This is a genomic window from Mycolicibacterium septicum DSM 44393, assembly GCF_000455325.1.
In the GTDB taxonomy this organism is placed as follows: Bacteria; Actinomycetota; Actinomycetes; order Mycobacteriales; family Mycobacteriaceae; genus Mycobacterium; species Mycobacterium septicum.
In genome coordinates this window covers 846,086-864,381 of the sequence record NZ_HG322952.1, presented here as the reverse complement: position 1 = coordinate 864,381, position 18,296 = coordinate 846,086, and the positions used below count along the sequence as shown (strand labels likewise).

General features: G+C 63.5%; 19 protein-coding genes. 11 read left to right on the top strand and 8 right to left on the bottom strand.

The genetic code is table 11. The features are described from left to right. Positions 1 to 26: 26 nt before the first annotated feature. A complete protein-coding gene (locus TX88_RS24235) occupies positions 27 to 1,361 on the bottom strand; it encodes an NAD(P)-binding domain-containing protein (protein ID WP_044520458.1) in 1,335 nt (444 codons plus the stop codon). Positions 1,362 to 1,446: 85 nt separating this feature from the next. Between TX88_RS24235 and TX88_RS24230 the strand changes: the two genes are divergently transcribed. Together TX88_RS24230 and TX88_RS24225 are read left to right on the top strand one after the other, a co-directional pair. Further along, a complete protein-coding gene (locus TX88_RS24230; protein ID WP_084388662.1) occupies positions 1,447 to 1,800 on the top strand; it encodes an ArsR/SmtB family transcription factor in 354 nt (117 codons plus the stop codon). A 545-nt stretch (positions 1,801 to 2,345) separates the two neighbouring features. Continuing rightward, positions 2,346 to 3,854 (top strand): toll/interleukin-1 receptor domain-containing protein, encoded by a 1,509-nt coding sequence (locus TX88_RS24225; protein ID WP_044520455.1) that lies wholly within the window; start codon positions 2,346 to 2,348, stop codon positions 3,852 to 3,854. A gap of 68 nt (positions 3,855 to 3,922) precedes the next feature. Here the strand turns inward: TX88_RS24225 and TX88_RS24220 are convergent, their stop codons facing one another. Both TX88_RS24220 and TX88_RS24215 read right to left on the bottom strand, forming a co-directional pair. Then, a complete protein-coding gene (locus TX88_RS24220) occupies positions 3,923 to 4,219 on the bottom strand; it encodes a DUF3349 domain-containing protein (RefSeq protein ID WP_044520454.1) in 297 nt (98 codons plus the stop codon). Between the two features lie 61 nt (positions 4,220 to 4,280). Beyond that, positions 4,281 to 4,946 (bottom strand): arsenate reductase ArsC, encoded by a 666-nt coding sequence (locus TX88_RS24215; protein ID WP_044520453.1) that lies wholly within the window; start codon positions 4,944 to 4,946, stop codon positions 4,281 to 4,283. Between the two features lie 360 nt (positions 4,947 to 5,306). Between TX88_RS24215 and pstS the strand changes: the two genes are divergently transcribed. From pstS to TX88_RS24170, 9 genes are all read left to right on the top strand, one after another. Beyond that, positions 5,307 to 6,437: a phosphate ABC transporter substrate-binding protein PstS gene (gene pstS, locus TX88_RS24210; RefSeq protein ID WP_005086293.1), complete on the top strand. Its 1,131-nt coding sequence runs from the start codon at positions 5,307 to 5,309 to the stop codon at positions 6,435 to 6,437. A 93-nt stretch (positions 6,438 to 6,530) separates the two neighbouring features. After that, complete coding sequence (gene pstC, locus TX88_RS24205) at positions 6,531 to 7,505, top strand: phosphate ABC transporter permease subunit PstC (RefSeq protein WP_044520452.1); 975 nt, start codon at positions 6,531 to 6,533, stop codon at positions 7,503 to 7,505. After that, positions 7,502 to 8,401 (top strand): phosphate ABC transporter permease PstA, encoded by a 900-nt coding sequence (pstA, locus tag TX88_RS24200; RefSeq protein WP_044520451.1) that lies wholly within the window; start codon positions 7,502 to 7,504, stop codon positions 8,399 to 8,401. The genes pstC and pstA overlap by 4 nt, the downstream gene beginning before the upstream one ends. Before the next feature lie 18 nt (positions 8,402 to 8,419). Continuing rightward, positions 8,420 to 9,196, top strand: coding sequence for a phosphate ABC transporter ATP-binding protein PstB (pstB, locus tag TX88_RS24195; RefSeq protein ID WP_044520450.1), 777 nt, complete (start codon positions 8,420 to 8,422; stop codon positions 9,194 to 9,196). A gap of 69 nt (positions 9,197 to 9,265) precedes the next feature. Then, positions 9,266 to 10,006: a winged helix-turn-helix transcriptional regulator gene (locus TX88_RS24190; RefSeq protein ID WP_044520449.1), complete on the top strand. Its 741-nt coding sequence runs from the start codon at positions 9,266 to 9,268 to the stop codon at positions 10,004 to 10,006. Continuing rightward, positions 10,003 to 11,073 carry a helicase associated domain-containing protein gene (locus tag TX88_RS24185; RefSeq protein WP_044520448.1) on the top strand — a complete coding sequence of 357 codons (1,071 nt, stop codon included), beginning with the start codon at positions 10,003 to 10,005 and terminating at the stop codon, positions 11,071 to 11,073. Before TX88_RS24190 ends, TX88_RS24185 begins: the two co-directional genes overlap by 4 nt. 351 nt (positions 11,074 to 11,424) lie before the next feature. Then, positions 11,425 to 11,904 carry a hypothetical protein gene (locus TX88_RS24180; RefSeq protein ID WP_044520447.1) on the top strand — a complete coding sequence of 160 codons (480 nt, stop codon included), beginning with the start codon at positions 11,425 to 11,427 and terminating at the stop codon, positions 11,902 to 11,904. Positions 11,905 to 12,117: 213 nt separating this feature from the next. After that, positions 12,118 to 13,296 carry a hypothetical protein gene (locus tag TX88_RS24175; protein ID WP_234792322.1) on the top strand — a complete coding sequence of 393 codons (1,179 nt, stop codon included), beginning with the start codon at positions 12,118 to 12,120 and terminating at the stop codon, positions 13,294 to 13,296. After that, the gene (locus TX88_RS24170; protein ID WP_159402873.1) at positions 13,283 to 14,731 is read left to right on the top strand and encodes an ApeA N-terminal domain 1-containing protein; all 1,449 of its coding nucleotides are present in this window, start codon (positions 13,283 to 13,285) and stop codon (positions 14,729 to 14,731) included. The genes TX88_RS24175 and TX88_RS24170 overlap by 14 nt, the downstream gene beginning before the upstream one ends. A 12-nt stretch (positions 14,732 to 14,743) precedes the next feature. Here the strand turns inward: TX88_RS24170 and TX88_RS24165 are convergent, their stop codons facing one another. The 5 genes from TX88_RS24165 to TX88_RS24145 all read right to left on the bottom strand — a co-directional run bounded on the left by TX88_RS24165 (position 14,744) and on the right by TX88_RS24145 (position 18,065). Continuing rightward, positions 14,744 to 15,721 (bottom strand): arsenic resistance protein, encoded by a 978-nt coding sequence (locus tag TX88_RS24165; RefSeq protein ID WP_005086280.1) that lies wholly within the window; start codon positions 15,719 to 15,721, stop codon positions 14,744 to 14,746. 72 nt (positions 15,722 to 15,793) lie between these two features. Next, complete coding sequence (fdxA, locus tag TX88_RS24160; protein WP_005086279.1) at positions 15,794 to 16,114, bottom strand: ferredoxin; 321 nt, start codon at positions 16,112 to 16,114, stop codon at positions 15,794 to 15,796. Continuing rightward, entirely contained in the window at positions 16,111 to 16,530 is a 420-nt protein-coding gene (locus TX88_RS24155) for a MerR family transcriptional regulator (protein ID WP_017555390.1), read from the bottom strand. Before TX88_RS24155 ends, fdxA begins: the two co-directional genes overlap by 4 nt. Positions 16,531 to 16,594: 64 nt before the next feature. Further along, positions 16,595 to 17,497: a cytochrome c biogenesis CcdA family protein gene (locus TX88_RS24150; protein WP_005086277.1), complete on the bottom strand. Its 903-nt coding sequence runs from the start codon at positions 17,495 to 17,497 to the stop codon at positions 16,595 to 16,597. A 7-nt stretch (positions 17,498 to 17,504) separates the two neighbouring features. Continuing rightward, positions 17,505 to 18,065, bottom strand: a complete 561-nt coding sequence (locus tag TX88_RS24145) for a redoxin domain-containing protein (protein WP_005086276.1) — start codon at positions 18,063 to 18,065, stop codon at positions 17,505 to 17,507. Positions 18,066 to 18,296: the final 231 nt, after the last annotated feature.

The window sequence follows — 18,296 nt, the reverse complement described above, 5'->3', positions numbered from 1 at the left end:
CGGCAGTGATGCACTGCGCGGTGAGGTCATCCGCCGATCGGATTGAGTGACAACGTCAACGGCTGCGGGGCGCTGGCCGTGCTGCAGCAGCCGCCCTCATTGGCCGCCTCAGCGTCATCAACCAGGCCGCCGCCGCTGCACACACCGGTCTCGGGCAACACCAATTCGACGCGCTGCGCCGCCTCGTGGTCACCGGCCAGTTCCGCGGCCACGCTGCGCACCTGCTCATAACCGGTCAACGCCAAGAAGGTCGGGGCGCGCCCGTAGGACTTCATCCCCACCAGATACAGGCCCGGCTCGTCGGGATGGGCAAGCTCGGTCGCGCCGTGTGGGGGCACACTGCCGCACGAGTGCAGGTTGGGATCGATCTCGGGGGCCAGCTTGGCCGGGGCCTGCAGGATCGGGTCCAGATCCAGTCGCACCTCCGACAGGAACGACAGATCAGGCCGGAAACCGGTCAGCACCACGACATGATCAGCCGGCGCCAGCGTGCGCTCGTCGTCGGCGACCAGCACCACCTGGTCCTCGACGCGATCGACGCGCTCGGTGCGGAACCCGGTGTGCAGCTTGACCAGTCCGGCATCGACAGCCGCCCGGGCCCGAATCCCCAGCGCGCCACGCTGCGGCAACGCATCGGCCTCGCCGCCGCCGAAACCATCACCCACCGCGCCGCGCCGCCACACCCACGACACCTGCGTGGACGGATCCTCGCGGACCACCTCGGCCAACTCGATGACTGCGGTCATCGCTGAATGGCCATTGCCGACGACCACCACATGGTTACCGGAGAACTTCTCAGATTGGTTGCGCGAGGCGGGGATGTAGGTCACCAGACCCGCGTCGGCAGCCGCCTGCTCGCCGATGGCCGGAAGACCGTCGGCGCCCGCAGGATTGGGCTGCGTCCAGGTCCCCGAGGCGTCGATCACAGCCTGGGCCAACACCCGAGACTGCGCGCCGGCCTCATCGCTGATGCGCACCACGAATGGGGATTCCGCACGCCCGGTGCTGAGCACCCGGTCATGGCCCTGACGCGAAACGCCCACTACCCGGGCGTCGTAATGCACCCGATCACCGAGGGCCTGCGCCAACGGCGCCACATAGTCGTCGATCCACTCTTGCCCGGTGGGGTACCCCGAAGCCGGAGCTACCCACCCGGTCGGAGCCAGCAGCCGGGCAGCCGCCGGATCGATCAACTCGGGCCACGGCGAGAACGTACGTACATGAGACCAGCCCTGGATCGCCGAACCCGGCCCGCTGCCGGCCTCCAGCACCAGCGGCGTCAGGCCGCGTTCCAACAAGTGCGCAGCGGCAGCCAGGCCTTGCGGGCCGGCACCGATCACAACAACGGGCAGGTCGGACATCTTCTCTCCTCGGATCGACAACTATCGATACATCGACAATGCTCGATACATCGATGTTTGTCAATGTGTGTGGCATACTGGGGTCATGGCCAGCGCAACTGTCGCGGTGACCGCCACCGATATCGGTGCGTGCTGCTCTCCGCTGACCGGCGGTGTGATCGACACGCCGGCAGCCGAACGGCTCGCGGCGGTGTTCAAGGCCCTGGCCGATCCGGCCAGAGTCAAGCTGCTGTCACTGATCGCCGCCTCGGCCGGCGGTGAGGCCTGCGCCTGCGACCTCACCGAGCCCCTGGGTCTGTCGCAGTCGACGGTGTCGCACCACATGAAATTGCTCGTCGAGACTGGCCTGGTTAGCCGTGAGCAGCGCAGCAAATGGGCCTACTACCGGGTCAACGAAGTCGCGCTTGAGCGTGTCGCGCACCTGCTGATGGCCCGCTAGTCCCAGGTCTACCCGCCCCGCCGCCCCTTCTGTCCTAGGCGGGCCGTCCTTGTTCGGCCAGTTGTCGGCCATTGGCGCCAATTCTCTTAAATCGCAGTAATTTTCACGCCCAGCCTCGATCTGGGCCGTGGCTCCGAGTGGTCTGCCCGCGCAATCCGGTGCCGCGGGCCTGCGGTTTCGGTCACGGTGCCGAATCGGGGTTCGAAGTGTGAGCTCGGCAACCTCACCCTTGTCGGTAGTTGACGTTGTGGTGCTCGATCCTGCACAGTGTCGATGTCGTGACCTTTGGGTGGCACCTAGGGCACCGATGAACTATTGAGAGCCCCGCACTCCGTCGAGTGCGGGGCTCTTTTTGTTCTGGCGACACGCCGATGCCTGCATGCTCAGCAATGTCCTGAGCTGGAAATTCCATAAATGTTATTCAGAACATGTTGTATGCCCCCAGCTCGATGACCACTAGGTGTAGTGTTTGCGAAGCCACCCAAAGAGCGGCTCAGCGAACGCTGGGCCGGAGAACTTTCGAGACGGAAGGTCACGACAACACCATGACGGAGCAGTCCGCATCCGAGCACGCGTTCATTTCCTATGTCCATGAAGACAGCGATCACGTCGACAAGCTGTGCAACCTGCTGAACGCGGCCAGCATTCCGCACTGGCGGGACAGGGCCGATCTGGGGCCTGGCGACATGTGGAAGGCCAAGATCCGCGAGGCGATCAGCTCTGGCTCACTGGCCTTCCTCGCATGCTTCTCAACGAAGTCCACCGGCAAGCCCAAGAGTTACCAGAATGAAGAGATCACGCTCGCTGCAGAGGAATTCCGCCTGCGCCCGCCTGGCCGAACCTGGCTCATTCCCGTGCGATTCGATGACTGCGAGATCCCCGAATGGGATCTTGGTGGTGGCCGGACGCTTCGCGACATCAATTACATCGACCTGTTCGGCGACAACTACGCCGAGAACGTGGTGAAACTGATCGAGGCCACCAAGAAGGCCATGGGCCTGACCGGGGTCGACCCCGCCACCGTTCGAACAGCAGTCAGCGAAGCCGCCGCTGCCGAGCGTCCAGCCCTGCTGCGGCGGCTCACCAAAGACATGATCCGCGACCCGTCCCGGGAGATCGAACTCGATGAACTGATCACCCAGGAGATCTCCAACATGCTGGCAGGCATGCGTGACACCGAGCGTTTCCCCTCGGCGTTCTCCGGCACCACCAACGACGAGCACATCGTCCAGATTGCGGAAACCGCGATCGACTACTGGCGGTTGGTCGAGCCTTTCTGTGCATCGCTTCAGGTCGCTGCACGCTGGGGATCCCCAGAGTCGCTGTCGCCGTGGATCAAAGGCATCCGCGCCCTCACTGCGGAGGCGGTGAAGATGGTGGGCGACTCGCTCAACGCGCTGCGCTACCTCCCGAGCCTCCTCACGGTTACCGTCGCCGCCATGGCATCCAGTGGCCAGGGCCGCTGGGACAACTTCCGGGCGCTCATCGTGGACAATGTGGTCCCGAACCCCCGCCTGCAGGGAAAACGCGTGGCGATCATCGAAACCGTCAGCCCCTACACACCTTTCGGCGGAGCTGCCGAAGTCGCGGCCCACATCCTGGCTCGCTCAGAGACCACCGATGATGACCTTGCCACCGCCCTGGCTGGATACAACAAGAAGTACGGGAAGTTCCACACCCCGGTTTCCGAGTGGCTGTTCGCTATCTTGAAGCCGAGCTTCGTAGACCAGTTCCCGGACGACGACGCCTACCAGGATGCGTTCGACTACACCGAGATTGCCGTCGGAGTCGTGAACGAGGACCTCGGATTCATGCGGGCCGCTGAGTCTGGCCGCCCGTCCTACTCCCGAAACAAGTGGTTCGGACGTTCCACCTGGCGCTATGCCCACCGTCACTGCGAACCGGTGAAAGACTTCGCCGATGAACTGCAGCTCCGCGGGGAGCAGTGGGAACCGTTGCGTGCTGGCCTGTTCGGCGGGTCACCGGATCGCGCACGAGATGCCACCAAGCAATACGACGAGACCTTCAAGGAAATCGCCAGCCACAGGTGGTGAAGGTGGGCGCCGAGCCTGCGAGTGTGTTGCTGGCCATCGTGATCGATGGCCAGCACCCGCTCCGCCGATCACTGCGGCAACAAACGATCCCGCCATGCCCGGCTGACGGCGCAACGCTGACTGGGTGTCGGTAACCGGTTGGTGGCCATGGTGATTGCCACGTCGATGTCAGCAGAAGATGACGGGCCGTCGCCGAGCGCGGCGATCGCGCAGCTGAGCTGGCGCGCCGTCAGAGACGCCGGCCCGTGCAGTGCGATCAACGTCGCATGCCCTGTGCGTGGCGCCTGTTCGGCATAGCCGGCCCTCAGCCACCCAATCGCCGCGGTCAGCGCGGAACGCAGCGGGGCGCCGGGCTGAGGTCCCATGCGACCGGCCCCGCGCCCTCGGGTAGCGCAAGCCGACGAAGGGAATCGGTGGCGCAAGCGGTTACGCATGAGCGGCAACGCCAAGTTCGTTGAGCAGCTGACGAACTCGGCGTTCGATGTCATCGCGGATGGGGCGCACCGCATCGACATTCATGCTCGCCGGATCCTCCAGCTTCCATTCCTCATAGCGGCGACCCGGGAAGACCGGGCAGGCATCGCCGCATCCCATCGTGATCACCACATCGGCAGCCCGAACGATCTCCTCAGTCCAGGGCTTGGGGTACTCACCGGAGATGTCGATCCCGCGTTCGGACATCGCGGCCACCGCAGCCGGGTTGATCTCATTGCCCGGCTCCGAGCCGCCCGACCACGCCACCGCCGCATCCCCGGCGAAATGGCTGAAGAATCCCAAGGCCATCTGGGAGCGACCGGCATTGTGCGTGCACAGGAACAGCACGGTCGGCTTGCCGGTATCGCTCTTGCCTTCCACCTTGGCCAGCGCCCGTAACCGTTGGCGTGCGAAGCGCTCGGCCAGCAGCGGCAGAAACCGTGGGATCGAGGCCCTGCTCGCGAACTGGTCATAGGAGGAGTGCAGAAATCGCTCGATGGTCTCGATGCCGAAGCTGTCGGTGAACTCGTTTTCGAGCCGAACCGCTGCGGTCTTGAGCGCGAGCTGCTGATCGATGGACAGGTCGGAGCGCAGGTGGGTGGCGACGTTGTCGGACATGGTGGCAGTGACCTCCTTCGGGCCTATAGCGAAGTGGCGGACGTCAGGGGTTCTGGAGGACCACACCTATGGAGCGGTAGGCGCGGACCTCTCGGCGGGAGCGACGATTTCAGTCCAGAAATATTGACTCAATACTTGTTGAGCTATATCGGCGCCGTCAAGAGGGCAGCGTGAATCGACCTGAGGCCGTCAAGGTGGTTCATCTTCCGTTCATCCGGGTTGTGCTGTGGGTTCACTGGCAACCTTTAGGTTCAGGTCCCGAGCAGCCATCGGTTCTGCTCGGCGGAACAGCCGTTCCGCGGCTTGGCCCGCCGTGGTGGCAACGGGAGTTGACCACCCTGACCTCTAATAAGGAGCTACGTGAAGCTCAACCGTTTCGGTGCTGCGCTGAGCCTGATGGCCGCAGGCAGCCTGGTGCTTTCGGCGTGTGGCAGTGACAACAATGCAGAATCTGGTTCTAGCGCGACCAAGGCCGCCGGCGAGGCTTCATCGTCAGGTGTCGACTGCGCAGGCAAGAAGTCGCTGAAGGCCAGCGGGTCCACTGCGCAGGCCAACGCCATGACCCGGTTCGTCAACGCCTACGAGCAGGCTTGCTCGGGCTACACCCTCAACTACACCTCCAACGGCTCCGGCGCCGGTGTGAGCGAGTTCGTCGGCAAGCAGACCGACATCGGTGGTTCTGACTCCCCGCTGAGCAAGGACAAGGGCGAGTACGACAAGGCCGCCGAGCGGTGTGGATCGCCCGCCTGGAACCTGCCGGTGGTGTTCGGCCCGATCGCGGTTACCTACAACCTCGAGGGCGTCGACGGGCTGGTGCTCGACGGGCCCACCGCCGCCAAGATCTTCAACGGAACCATCAAGACCTGGGACGACCCGGCGATCAAGGCGCTCAACCCGTCGGCCACGCTGCCCGCGCAGCCGATCACCGTCGTGTTCCGCAGCGATGAGTCCGGTACCACTGACAACTTCCAGAAGTACCTCGACGCAGCGTCTGACGGTGCCTGGGGCAAGGGTGCGGGCAAGGCGTTCGCCGGCGGAGTTGGCGAGGGTGCCAAGGGCAACGAGGGCACCTCGGCGGCCATCAAGAACACCCCGGGATCGATCACCTACAACGAATGGTCCTTCGCCCAGGCCCAGGGCCTGTCGACGGCCAAGATCGTCACCTCGGCGGGCCCGGAGCCGGTCGAGATCAGCACCGAGACTGTCGGCAAGACCATCTCGGGCGCCACGATCAAGGGTGAAGGCAACGACCTCGTGCTGGACACGGTTTCGTTCTACAAGCCGACCGAGACCGGGGCCTACCCGATCGTGCTGGCCACCTACGAGATCGTCTGCTCGAAGTACCCCGACGCCGACACCGGCCAGGCCGTCAAGGCATTCCTGCAGTCGACGATCGGTGCGGGTCAGGAAGGCCTGGCCGACAACGGGTACATCCCGCTGCCGGCTGCGTTCGAATCGAAGCTGTCTGCCGCTGTCAACGCGATCGCTTGATCGGAATCACTGATGGCCTTACAGCCAGAGATCTCGGGAACCTTTCGGGGGCCGTCTACACCGGCGGCCCCCGAAAGGGGAGAGACTGCATCTATGCCTGATCCGGACAAGGCCACCAAAAAGACGAGCGCGATCCGCGCGGGGAGCGGCCAGCTCGGTGACCGTATCTTCAAGGCGCTAGCTGTCGCGGCGGGGTCGACCATTGTCATCGCGATCGCACTCATTGCGATCTTCCTGCTGATCCGCGCCATTCCATCGCTCGGGGCCAACCACGCCAACTTCTTCACCAGTACCGAGTTCAACACCGCCGACGCCGACAATTTGAGGTTCGGCATCCGCGACCTGTTCATGGTGACTGTGCTCAGCTCGGTATTCGCGCTCGCACTTGCTGTGCCGGTCGCGGTGGGCATCGCACTGTTTCTCACCCACTACGCACCGGCACGCCTGTCCCGACCGTTCAGCGCGCTGGTCGACCTTCTCGCCGCGGTGCCCTCGATCATCTTCGGTCTATGGGGAATCTTCATCCTGGCTCCCTGGCTGGAGCCGGTAGCCAGTTTCCTCAACAAATCCTTGGGCTGGCTGTTCCTGTTCGAGACCGGAAACGTGTCGCTGGCGGGCGGCGGCACCATCTTCACCGCCGGCGTGGTGCTGGCGGTGATGATTCTGCCGATCATCACCTCGGTGAGTCGGGAAGTGTTCCGCCAGACCCCGATCTCCCGGATCGAAGCCGCCCAGGCTTTGGGTGCCACGAAATGGGAAACGGTACGTATGACGGTGCTGCCGTACGGTCGCAGCGGTGTCATCGCCGCCTCAATGCTGGGCCTCGGTCGTGCGCTCGGTGAAACCGTTGCGGTACTGATCATCCTGCGCTCGGCAGCACAGCCGGGTAGCTGGTCGTTGTTTGACGGTGGCTACACCTTCGCCTCCAAAATTGCCTCGGCGGCAGCCGAATTCAGTGCACCACTGCCTACCGGCGCCTACATTGCCGCCGGTTTCGTCCTGTTCGCCCTGACCTTCGTGGTCAACGCGGCCGCCCGCGGCATTGCTGGAGGGAAGGTCAACGGATGACCACCGCATTCGACAGCCCGGTCAAGAGCCAGACGTTCCACTCGGTGAGCGTCGGTCGGCGCATCAAGAACAACATCGCGACCTCGCTATTCGTCGCAGCATTCGGGGTCGCATTGATCCCGTTGTTCTGGGTGCTCTACATCGTGGTGGAGAGGGGCTGGCAGGGCGTCACCAAATCGGGTTGGTGGACTCGCTCGCTGCAAGGTGTGCTGCCCGAATCCTTCGCCGGAGGCATCTACCACGCGCTCTACGGAACGCTGGTGCAGGCCGGCATCGCTGCCATCATCGCGATCCCGCTGGGCATCATGGCTGGCATCTACCTCGTCGAGTACGGCCGCTCCCGGCTGGCTCGGGTGACCACCTTCATGGTCGACGTCTTGGCCGGTGTGCCCTCAATCGTGGCTGCCCTGTTCATCTTCGCGTTGTGGATCGCCACCCTCGGATTCCCGCAAAGTGCCTTCGCCGTATCGCTGGCACTGGTCTTGCTGATGCTGCCGGTGGTGGTGCGCTCCACTGAGGAGATGCTCAAACTGGTGCCCGACGAACTCCGGGAAGCCAGCCTCGCATTGGGCATTCCCAAGTGGGTCACCATCGCTCGCGTCGTGCTGCCCACCGCGCTGCCCGGCATCATCAGCGGCATTCTGCTGTCGATCGCCCGCGTCATCGGTGAGACCGCCCCGGTGCTGGTCCTGGTGGGATACGCCAGATCCATCAACTTCGACGTGCTCGACGGCAACATGGCATCGCTGCCGCTGCTCATCTACACCGAACTGATCAACCCCCAACCCGCCGGGCAAATGCGTGTCTGGGGTGCTGCGTTGACGCTGATCATCGTGGTGGGCATCCTGATGTTCCTGGCCTCGATCGCGACACGCCTCCTCACCCGCAACCGCTAACCGCAAGGAACGTTCCTCATGGCCAAACGTATTGACCTCAAAGACGTCAACATCTACTACGGCGCATTCCACGCCGTGGCCGACGTGGGTTTGTCGGTGCAGCCGCGCAGCGTGACCGCGTTCATCGGCCCGTCGGGCTGCGGCAAGTCCACGGTGCTGAGGTCGCTGAACCGCATGCACGAGGTAACACCTGGCGCCCGTGTCGAGGGCTCGGTGCTGCTCGACGGTGAGGACATCTACGGCGCCGGGGTGGACCCGGTGGGCGTGCGCAAGACCATCGGAATGGTGTTCCAGCGTCCGAACCCGTTCCCCACCATGTCGATTCGTGACAACGTGGTGGCCGGGCTGAAGCTGCAGGGTGTGCGCAGCAAGAAGACCCTCGACGAGGTGGCCGAGCGTTCACTGCGCGGCGCGAACCTGTGGACCGAGGTCAAGGACCGCCTGGATAGGCCCGGCGGTGGTCTGTCGGGTGGTCAGCAGCAGCGGTTGTGCATCGCCCGTGCCATCGCCGTGCAGCCCGATGTGCTGTTGATGGATGAGCCCTGCTCGGCGCTCGACCCGATCTCGACGCTGGCCATCGAAGATCTGATCTCCACGCTCAAGCAGGACTACACGATCGTCATCGTCACCCACAACATGCAGCAGGCCGCCCGTGTCAGTGATCAGACCGCGTTCTTCAACCTCGAGGCCACCGGAAAGCCCGGCATGCTTATCGAGATCGACGACACCGAGAAGATGTTCTCCAATCCAGGCAAGAAGGCGACCGAGGACTACATCTCCGGCCGATTTGGCTAATAGTCGGCGGGATGCGCATCACGCACGGGGGTTTTGCGAGCGCGTGAGAAGAAGAGTGGGGTACACGATTTGACGATCGAGGTACGCCGTGCCGACGAGTTCACGCGGCCAGCATTTCGTGCTGCCGTGGGGCCTGCGCGCGGCAGTCTGTTGCTCGTCGACACCGATGCAATCATCGCCGAACAGTTGATGGAGGACGCCGCACGCACCGGAATCGACACCGTGTGGTGCAGCGATGGCGCTGAAGCGCTGCTGACAGTCGGTGCCGGACCGCCCAACGCGCTGGTGCTGCAGGCCCGCACCGAGATCGTCGACGCGGCCACCATCGCCGCAGCAGTGCGTGGCCGGTGGTCCCTACCGATCCTGGTTGGCTCGGCGCCCGAAGATGACGACGTGGCCCGCCAGGTCCTCGTAGCCGGTGCCTCGGCGGTCATCGCCCGGCCCTATGACATCACCGCGATCGCCCCATTCGCGCTCAGCGGTGACAAGCGCCCCGACGAGCCGGCCACGTTCTTCGCCGGACCCATCCATGTGGATCCCGATGGTTACGAAACCCGGGTTCGTGGCCGCGAAGTCCAACTCACCCAGCGTGAACTGGAACTGCTGATCTTCTTGATCAAGCAGCGTGGCCGAGTCGTCAGTTCCGAAGAAATCAGTGACGCCGTGTGGGGGCGTGTCTCTGACACCAACACCGTGGCCGTGCACGTCAAACGGCTGCGCGACAAACTCGGCGTCGACGCTGAACACGGAGAGTTCATCCGCACCATCCGTGGTGCCGGATACCGGCTGGCCCCCTCGATCTACACGTGAGTTCCACCGACACCAACTCCGAGGCCGACCAGTGGACACGGTCCCTGCAAGCGTTGAAGGCCTATCGCGATGCGCGCGGAACCACCGACGTCGCGCGAGGTGTCCGGGCATTTGGCGTTGACCTCGGCAAATGGGTTGTTCAGTGCAGAAACGACTACTGGAACGGCGCGCTGGACGCCAAACGTGTCAAGGCGCTCGAACGCATTGAAGGCTGGCAGTGGGGACCCTCGCGCCCCGACAGCTGGCGCCACGCTTACGACACCGTGCAGGCCTACGCGCGCAAGCACCGCAGCATCATTGGCTTCGAGGCGACCGTCATCGACGGCGTCGAGATCCAGGCCTGGGCGGCGGCGCAACGCAGCGCCCAGCTCAGCGGCCAGCTGTCTCTGGTCCAGATCACCCTCCTGGACAAACTGCCGGGCTGGACATGGGATCAGGACGAAACACGTTGGAAGCAAGGGATACTGGCCGCCAAACGCTACATCAAACTCCACCGAAGTCTCGACGACGTGCAGCAAGATGCCGAGCTTGACGGGTACCCGTTAGGACAATGGCTCCACCGCTGCCGAGAAGACTTCCGTGCCGGCACTTTGCCGCAGGAGCGGATCGCCACACTCGAGGCATTGCGCGGCTTCAGCTGGGGCCGCCAACGCGAGCAGTGGACCGTTGGTTTCGAGGCACTCACCAGCTTTGCGGCCGCAAACGGGCATGCCTCGCCCAGTCAACACACCGTCATCGACGGATTCCGGCTCGGCGCATGGGTGACCGGCAAGCGCTATCAGTACCGGCAAGGCACCCTACCCGAACAGCAAGCTGCAGCACTGGAGTCACTGCCAGGATGGCAATGGTCACCCCTAGATGCTCAGTGGCAGCGCGGATTTGACGCACTTCGCCGCTACAGCGATCAGAACGGCCACGCCAATCCGCCCCGCGGACACACCTACGACGACTATCCCGTCGGTGACTGGGCACGCGCCCAACGAGACGCACACGACCGCGGCCGCATGCCATCCACCAGAGTCTCCCAACTTGAAGCGCTGCCAGGGTGGTCCTGGAAGATCCAGTGAAGTCGGTAGCAGGCGTGCCCCAATCCCGTAAGCACCGCAACTGTATGCACTACTAGTAGTACCATTAGCTGAGTTGCTCGCCGAGACGCTGGACTCCTGTGGGTTGAGGAGGGGTTGTGTCCAATTCTGAGAATCGCCGCCTGACGGAACAGGTCAAGGTACGCCTGCTCCCGCAGGAAAAGAGTGCTCTCGAAGCCGAGGCCGCGCTCAGGGGCATCACGGTTCCCCGACTGCTGAGGCTCATCAGTGTCGGCCCGGATATCGGCGAGCCGGATAGCGAGATGTCCACTGCGCTTGACTGTGGCAGACCGCATCCTGTGATGCGCATAGGACCCTGGAGTGATTCGGGGGATGAGTGAGACGGCGCTGACTCGGCTGGCGGCCAACGCCGCACTCTACCGGGTGCAGAAACGTGAACTCGACCGCGCGATCTACCAGGCTGCCACCGATAGTGGGCTGACTCACACGCAAATCAGCGACATCGTCGGCGTTTACTCGGTGCCGGCGGTGCAACGTATCTTGCGTCGGTTCACCGACGATCCTTCACAACTTGAACAGGCGCCTGCTGAGATCATCGACCGACACGTCGCAGGGCTGATCGATGGGGACGAGATGATGAACCAGCTCTTGAATCGTCAGTACTCCTTCGGCGCCCCGGCATCCGTTGGAGGCGTTGCTACTGATGCGTACAAGGCGGGCAGTTGGGACGACATCGAAATCGCCTTCTGCAAAGGACAGCTCGGTGAGGCCGAGTTCCGGCAACTCGCTACACGCCATTTGCGCAGGCGTGTGAGTGTGCCCGCGAGCCGGCGGCATGAACCCTTGTCGTGACAGAGACTGCAACGCCGAATTGCAAACAGTCACCCGCGCCGAATTCACATCTCGACAGGAGCTGAACTGCTCCATGCAGGCGATGCGATAGCGCTAGTAAGCATTCTTGTGGTCCGGCCGACTAGGCGTTTCGGCTGCCGATGGGCAGATCGCGCGGCCTGGTACTGCGATCTTCTGAGTCCATGTTAGGTCGACGTCTTATCGTCACTTTCGGTGTGCGTTCGCAAGGCTGAAAACGCGGTCTTCGCACGCCAGAGGGCTGCGCCGCCGATGAGAGAACTCCTAGAGGTCGTGCACGACCCTGACGTTGCGTTCAACCCCTTTTACGGCCCCGCCCCCGAGCATGACTGCCCATGTGGTTCAGGGCTGCAAGCTCAGCACTGCCATCGAGCCACCGACGACACATGGGTCGCAGAACGTCCGCCAGCTCTCATCACTGGGCCGCGCACCGAGTACGGCAACCCTGGCTGCTACGCCCGCAGCAGCCAGGACTGCGATGAGCAACTCACCCGCGAGCATTGGATCAGCGACGACCTGCTTGAACGCGTATCCAACGACAAGAAAGTTATCGCCGTCGAAGGTGCGGCCTGGCAAGGAAAAACGCCGAAACGGAAAACCATCGGTATCAACTCGATGTCATCGAAGATCCTGTGCAGTCGACACAACCGGGCCCTGTCGCCTCTGGACAAGGTCGCGGCGGAATTCTTCACCCACCTGCGAGACGATCTGCTCGACATGAACTGGCATACCGGAATGCCGCCGCATTTCCCAAACGGCTTCACACTGATCAGCGGACCGTACTTTGAACTGTGGCTACTCAAAGTTCTCTGGGGAGCGATCGAGTCCGGCGCCCTCACGGTCAACGGGCACGTCGCCTACCGATTTCGTCTCGGGGTGACCACCGCGACACTGACCGAAATCCTATGGCGGGGAGCCCAATGGCCGAAGCACCGGGGCATGTATGTGATGCTCGACCGAGACGCGGACTACTGGATCAAAGGGAACTCGGTGCGGGTACGACCGGCAAACGTTGAAAGCGAGATTCTTGGCGGTTACATCCAGATCGGCGGCTTCGAATACAACATCTCCTTCGAATCACCACCAGTCAGAAAGATTTACCGGCCCGCAGCTATCAGCTTCCAACGACGCGGCTTCAACAACTGCTGGAAGATGGCGGCTTTCGCCTGGCCGGAACTAGGGCACGAAATGGTCAATGCCTTCAGTCAACGCGCACCAGGGGAGGATCCGTCCGTCCCGCCGACTCGGAGGGCGGCAAGCCTGCGAGACAAGATCATGCCAGGCTCAGTCAACGTCACCAGTGGCGCAACCCCAGAGCAGCGGACCGTTGAACCTAACCAAGAAGAAGCGAGATTCACAGGTGACCAACGCTGAATTCCCTTCCAAGACAGCTCAATCACTAGGTAAATTCTGGTTGCCCGATGCCGACGATTCTCCGGTGTCGGGGATGCTCAGCGTCGATGGCACTGATGTTCGCCTAGAGGTCAGCCCGGAGATCACGCCAATGTTCTTGATCAGGAACACCGGGCCAGGTAAGGCGGCCGTGAAGCTCAGCGATCAACCTGACGACATGGTCGTCCTCGGTTCGATCCCGATGAAACCGCGAAAGGTCACCCTCTGGGACGCACAAACCACGCACCAAACACAACTGGCCGGCCTATTCTTTGCCGGCAAAAACGCCGGTCCGTCTAGACAAGGGCTCAAAGCCACGTGGTGTGTCGCGGGCCAACATCTGCCCGATCCAGACACGCCCCTTTGCGGTGTTCGGCCCGATGTCACAAACCTCGCCGAGTGGGCCAGACTTCCCGCACTCGCTACCACGGTCTATCCGCGTGACCCGCTCAAGCTCGACTGGCACATGAATGTACGAAACAAATCACTTGATGCCGAACTCGCCAATGGCGCAGGCTATCTCACCCTCGCACCATCAGCACGGCACAGTCCTCCTGACTTGCGCGGGCTCCATGTCACCACGACCAGTCAGCTCGAGATCGAGCTCTTTCAGGGTTGGAGCCTTCCGGACATCGCAATGAGAGTCCTGCGCCCCCTCGCCGACCTCATGACGCTGTTGTCCGGCAAGCCGTGCGTCATACGGTCGCTGGACGTTTGGGCCGATACCTGGTGCTCGGTACACGGCTACCAGATCGATCCGGCCGGCCCCGAGACCGCCGGCGAACTGCTATTCACCCGACCGCACGTCGGACTCGAGTTCCTTCCGCGATGGTTCGATCTACACCAACGCACGACACCCGTGCCTCAGATCCTTGCCGCCGTCATCCGAAACGAATATCCGACTGTAGAAGCAGATGCGCTGTCTCTGGCGACCGCTGTAGAGGCTCTGCACCGGACACTCGATCCAGATGCACGACGATTCAGCGTCGAGCAGATCGACAACTCGCTGGAGGCGGTTGAAGCTTCGAACATGCCGACAGAGGTCTCTCAATCTCTTTCAACAGCTCTACGCCAGTACTGGCACGAATACAGCTATCCCCAACGAGTCAAAGCTCTCGCTGAGCCGGTCGCTGAAGCTGTCCCCGCCTGCATCGGACGCTTGAGCCGTTGGAAAGAGCAGGTCGTCAACCAACGCATCGCTCTGGCGCACGGTCTCGGGCAGAACGGGCTCAGCGTCGACCAGATCCGCCGCATGCACGCACTGAACCAGTCGCTGCACTGGATGCTGACGCTTCGCCTCTTCATGGAGGCCGGAATCGATGGTTCGATCCTCGCAAAGACAACTGAAGATTCAGAGCGATTCAACGATCAATGCCACAACTGGCGTCACTCATGGCCAAAGGTGTTTTCCGCGTGAGAATGCCAGACACTACCCATCCGCGGGATGAGTGAGAATCAGCTTTGGGACGACGCGAACGTAGATGATCATGCCGAGCAGTTCGACGAGAGTTTGGGTGACCACGATGGCGGGGGTGGTCGCGTAGGCGGCTGGTAGTGCCAGTGCTAGCGGGAGTACGACCAGGGAGTTGCGGGTGGCGCCGCTGAAGATCAGGGCCCGACCACGTCCGCTGTCGAACCGGAGCAGTCGCACCACTGCCAACCCGAGCAGCGCCATGATGAGCAGGAACGCGGCGTAGATCGGGACCACTTTGAGAACTTGGTCGACCTGGTGGCTGATCTTGGGGAATTGGCTGGCGACCACCACGAACAGCGTGGCTGTCATCAGTGGCACCATCGCCGCGGCCATCGCCGAGGAGATCACTTGTCCGCTGCGGTGGCGCATTGCAAGCCCTTCGGTGGCCCAGGCCAACAGCAGGGGCGCCACGATGAGGATGAGGAAGGCTTCCAGGAAGGGGCCGACGTCGACGATGTCGGCGAGTTCGGGACCGACGAACAGCCACAACAGCAGCGGCAATGCAAGCATCTGGATCAGCATGAGCAGCGGCGCGGCGGCCAGCAGGCGTTGGTTGTCGCCGCCTGCTAGGCCGCAGAACACGATGACGTAGTCGATGCACGGTGTCAGCAAGGTCAGCAGCACACCCAGCAGCACCGCTTGGGGCATGGACACAAAGGTGGTCAGGGCGGCGACCACAAGTGGCACCACGATGAAGTTGACGCCCAGGACCGCGGCTAGAAACCGGACTTCACGAAACGCCGCGGTCAGTTTGGTGAACGGAACCTGCAGAAACGTCGCGTACAGCAGGGCGCCGAGTACCGGGTAGATGGCGGCCTCCCACGCATGCTCGCCGGCGGGCCAGGCTGCCCCGACTGCAGCCCCGGCGGCCAGCCCGGCCAGGTAGATGGGGATCTGGTGGCGTTCGAGCCACTCGGTCAGCGGTGACGACAAGACGTTACGTCCTTCCTCAGCATGCACCGGGCACGGGAGATAGCCGGCACCACGCTGGATCTGTTGCGGTGGTTAGGTATTGGTGGCAGGCAGCGCCGCTACCATCGGGTGGTCGAAGGCCTGGGCGCCGGTCTTGGTAGCGCCGCCGGGTGAGCCGAGGTCGGCGAAGAATTCGGCGCTGATCGTGGCGTAATGGGCCCAGTGGTCGGGCAGGTCGTCTTCGTAGAAGATGGCCTCGGCCGGGCAGACAGGTTCACATGCCCCGCAGTCCACACATTCGTCGGGGTGGATGTAGAGCATCCGGGTGCCCTCGTAGATGCAGTCGACCGGACATTCTTCGATGCAAGCTTTATCTTTGACATCCACACACGGTGCGGCGATAACGTAGATCACCGATGTTCCTGTCGCGCGGGTGATTTCAGGAAACTGCAAGATGCGTCGCATGGGGTGGCGCGGTCGGGCAGGGCATCGAGGTGATCGAGCGCGTCGGTGAGGACATCGGCGAAGGCACGCAGCTCGCCGATCCGGGAAGTGACTTCGTCGAGCCGTGCGGTCATCATCGGGCGCAGCCGGGTCCGCACATCAACACACGCGCCCTGATCCCACACCGTGAGTAGCTCGCCGATTTCCTCCAACGGCAGGCCGACCCGTTTGGCGGCGCGGATGAACGCCAACCGCTCGACGGTGGCCTCGTCATAGATCCGGTACCCAGAATCAGTGCGCTGCGCCGCCAACAGACCCAGCGTCTCGTAAAACCGCAGCGTGCTGGCTGGCACGCCGCTGCGCTTTGCGAGCTGAGAGATCCGCATCCGACTCACAGCGGGCAGCCTAAACCTTCAACCCCACTACAGGGCCAAGCCCCATGAACAAGCACTACTGGCTGGTGGCGGAGTGGTCAGCCGAGTCGTTGGTGAGTGATCGGCGACGGCGACAGGCTCTGCCGACAAGGACAGCCGTGCCCGCGGTCACCAGGATGACGGCCAGAATGCCGGCGAGAGCGGGGGGACCGGCCGAGCCGATTAGCGATGCGATGGTGGCTTGGATTCGGGCGGCGGCGTTGATGATCGGATCATTGACCCGCGCGCCGGCGAAGATCCGCAGCTCATAGATGCCGTACCAGCTGACATAGCCGCCGGCCAGTAGCAGCAAGGTGCCGGCGGCCCGTGCGGCATAGGGCAGGAGTCGGCGCAGCCGCTGGGTGGCCGACTGGCGGGCCAGCGCGACGCTGATCGAGGCCACCCCGACCACCAGGCCCATCCCGATCGCGTAGGCACCGTACGCACCGATCCCGGCGGGGATGTTGCCGGAGGTGAATGTTGTGGCGGTCACTACGAGAAACGGGCCGATCGTGCAGCCCAGCGACGCCACCGCATACACCACCCCATAGAGCGCCATTGGGCCCAGGCCCGCGGCCGGATTGAACGCAGATCCAGGTTTCGGCAACGGTAGCGTCAGCTCCCGGCCGGTGACCATCAGCAGACCCATCACCGCCAGCCCGACCCCGATCACCACGGTCAGTGCCGGCGCCCATCGCTGCAGGGTCGCCGCGACCGGGGACAAAACCAGCCCAGCGGTGACAAACGTGGCCAGAAACCCGGTCGTCATCGCCGCCGTCGCCGCCAGAGCGCGACGTACTGCGACCAAAGCACTCCCCAGTCCCAACGGCGGCTGGTCACCGGCGATGAACAACGCCAAATACGCAGGCAGCATGGCGAATCCGCACGGATTGACCGCAGCCAGCGCACCGGCCGCCAACGCGAAACCCAGAGTATCCATCACCGACCTAGGAGCTACTCAGCGCATCGACACGGGCCGCGAGCTCGTCTTCGCCCAGCGAGCCGCGCACCACCGTCACCGCCCCGGTGTGATCGATGAAGGCGTACGCGGGTTGCTGGACCACCCCGAAGCGCTGCCACACCGTCCCGTCGGTGTCGACGATATGAGCGAACCCGCCCACCCCGGTGGCGTCGATGAACGAGCGCATACCGGCGTTGTCGCCGCGGCCGGCCACCCCCATTACCACGACCTTGTCGCCGGTGGCCTTCTGCACCGCGGCCACATGCGGGGCCTCGCGGCGACATTCCCCGCACCACGGCGCCCAGAACCACAACACCGCGTCCTTGCCCGCCAACGACGACCCCTCGAAGCTGATCCCGTCGACCAGCGCGCTGGTGAACCTCAGCTGCTCGGGCACCGCCCGCCCGACCGCATCGGGCTGCATCCCCGAGGGTGCCGCCGACGTCACCGCGGCCTGCGACTGTGCCTGCTGGGCGCCGCTGCCGGCGCACCCCGCCAACGCGACGGCGACGGCCGCCGCTACCGCAATGCACCCTGACACGCGCATGACAAACCTCCACACCGTTTGGGCGGGCATACTCCCGCACAGAATTGACTGACCGGATAACACAAATCCGGTTGCGGCCCAACCACACTCGGTCGGGCCGAGGGCCGAGGGCCGAGGAACCTACCTCAAGCCTCGCAGTCCTATGAACCGCTTGGTTTCGACGGGATCTCAGGCAGGGTCGGATCCGACGGCATGCATCCGCACCCCGGACCGTCGTCAGCCGGCGAACAG

Excerpts from the sequence above, each read along its gene's own strand:
- TX88_RS24225 (WP_044520455.1), top strand. The coding sequence starts at position 2,346 with ATGACGGAGCAGTCCGCATCCGAGCACGCGTTCATTTCCTATGTCCAT.
- TX88_RS24155 (WP_017555390.1), bottom strand. The coding sequence starts at position 16,530 with ATGCGGATCTCTCAGCTCGCAAAGCGCAGCGGCGTGCCAGCCAGCACG.
- TX88_RS24230 (WP_084388662.1), top strand. The coding sequence starts at position 1,447 with ATGGCCAGCGCAACTGTCGCGGTGACCGCCACCGATATCGGTGCGTGC.
- pstB (WP_044520450.1), top strand. The coding sequence starts at position 8,420 with ATGGCCAAACGTATTGACCTCAAAGACGTCAACATCTACTACGGCGCA.
- TX88_RS24235 (WP_044520458.1), bottom strand. The coding sequence starts at position 1,361 with ATGTCCGACCTGCCCGTTGTTGTGATCGGTGCCGGCCCGCAAGGCCTG.
- TX88_RS24180 (WP_044520447.1), top strand. The coding sequence starts at position 11,425 with ATGAGTGAGACGGCGCTGACTCGGCTGGCGGCCAACGCCGCACTCTAC.
- pstA (WP_044520451.1), top strand. The coding sequence starts at position 7,502 with ATGACCACCGCATTCGACAGCCCGGTCAAGAGCCAGACGTTCCACTCG.
- TX88_RS24215 (WP_044520453.1), bottom strand. The coding sequence starts at position 4,946 with ATGTCCGACAACGTCGCCACCCACCTGCGCTCCGACCTGTCCATCGAT.
- TX88_RS24145 (WP_005086276.1), bottom strand. The coding sequence starts at position 18,065 with ATGCGCGTGTCAGGGTGCATTGCGGTAGCGGCGGCCGTCGCCGTCGCG.
- TX88_RS24150 (WP_005086277.1), bottom strand. The coding sequence starts at position 17,497 with ATGGATACTCTGGGTTTCGCGTTGGCGGCCGGTGCGCTGGCTGCGGTC.
- TX88_RS24220 (WP_044520454.1), bottom strand. The coding sequence starts at position 4,219 with ATGGGACCTCAGCCCGGCGCCCCGCTGCGTTCCGCGCTGACCGCGGCG.
- pstC (WP_044520452.1), top strand. The coding sequence starts at position 6,531 with ATGCCTGATCCGGACAAGGCCACCAAAAAGACGAGCGCGATCCGCGCG.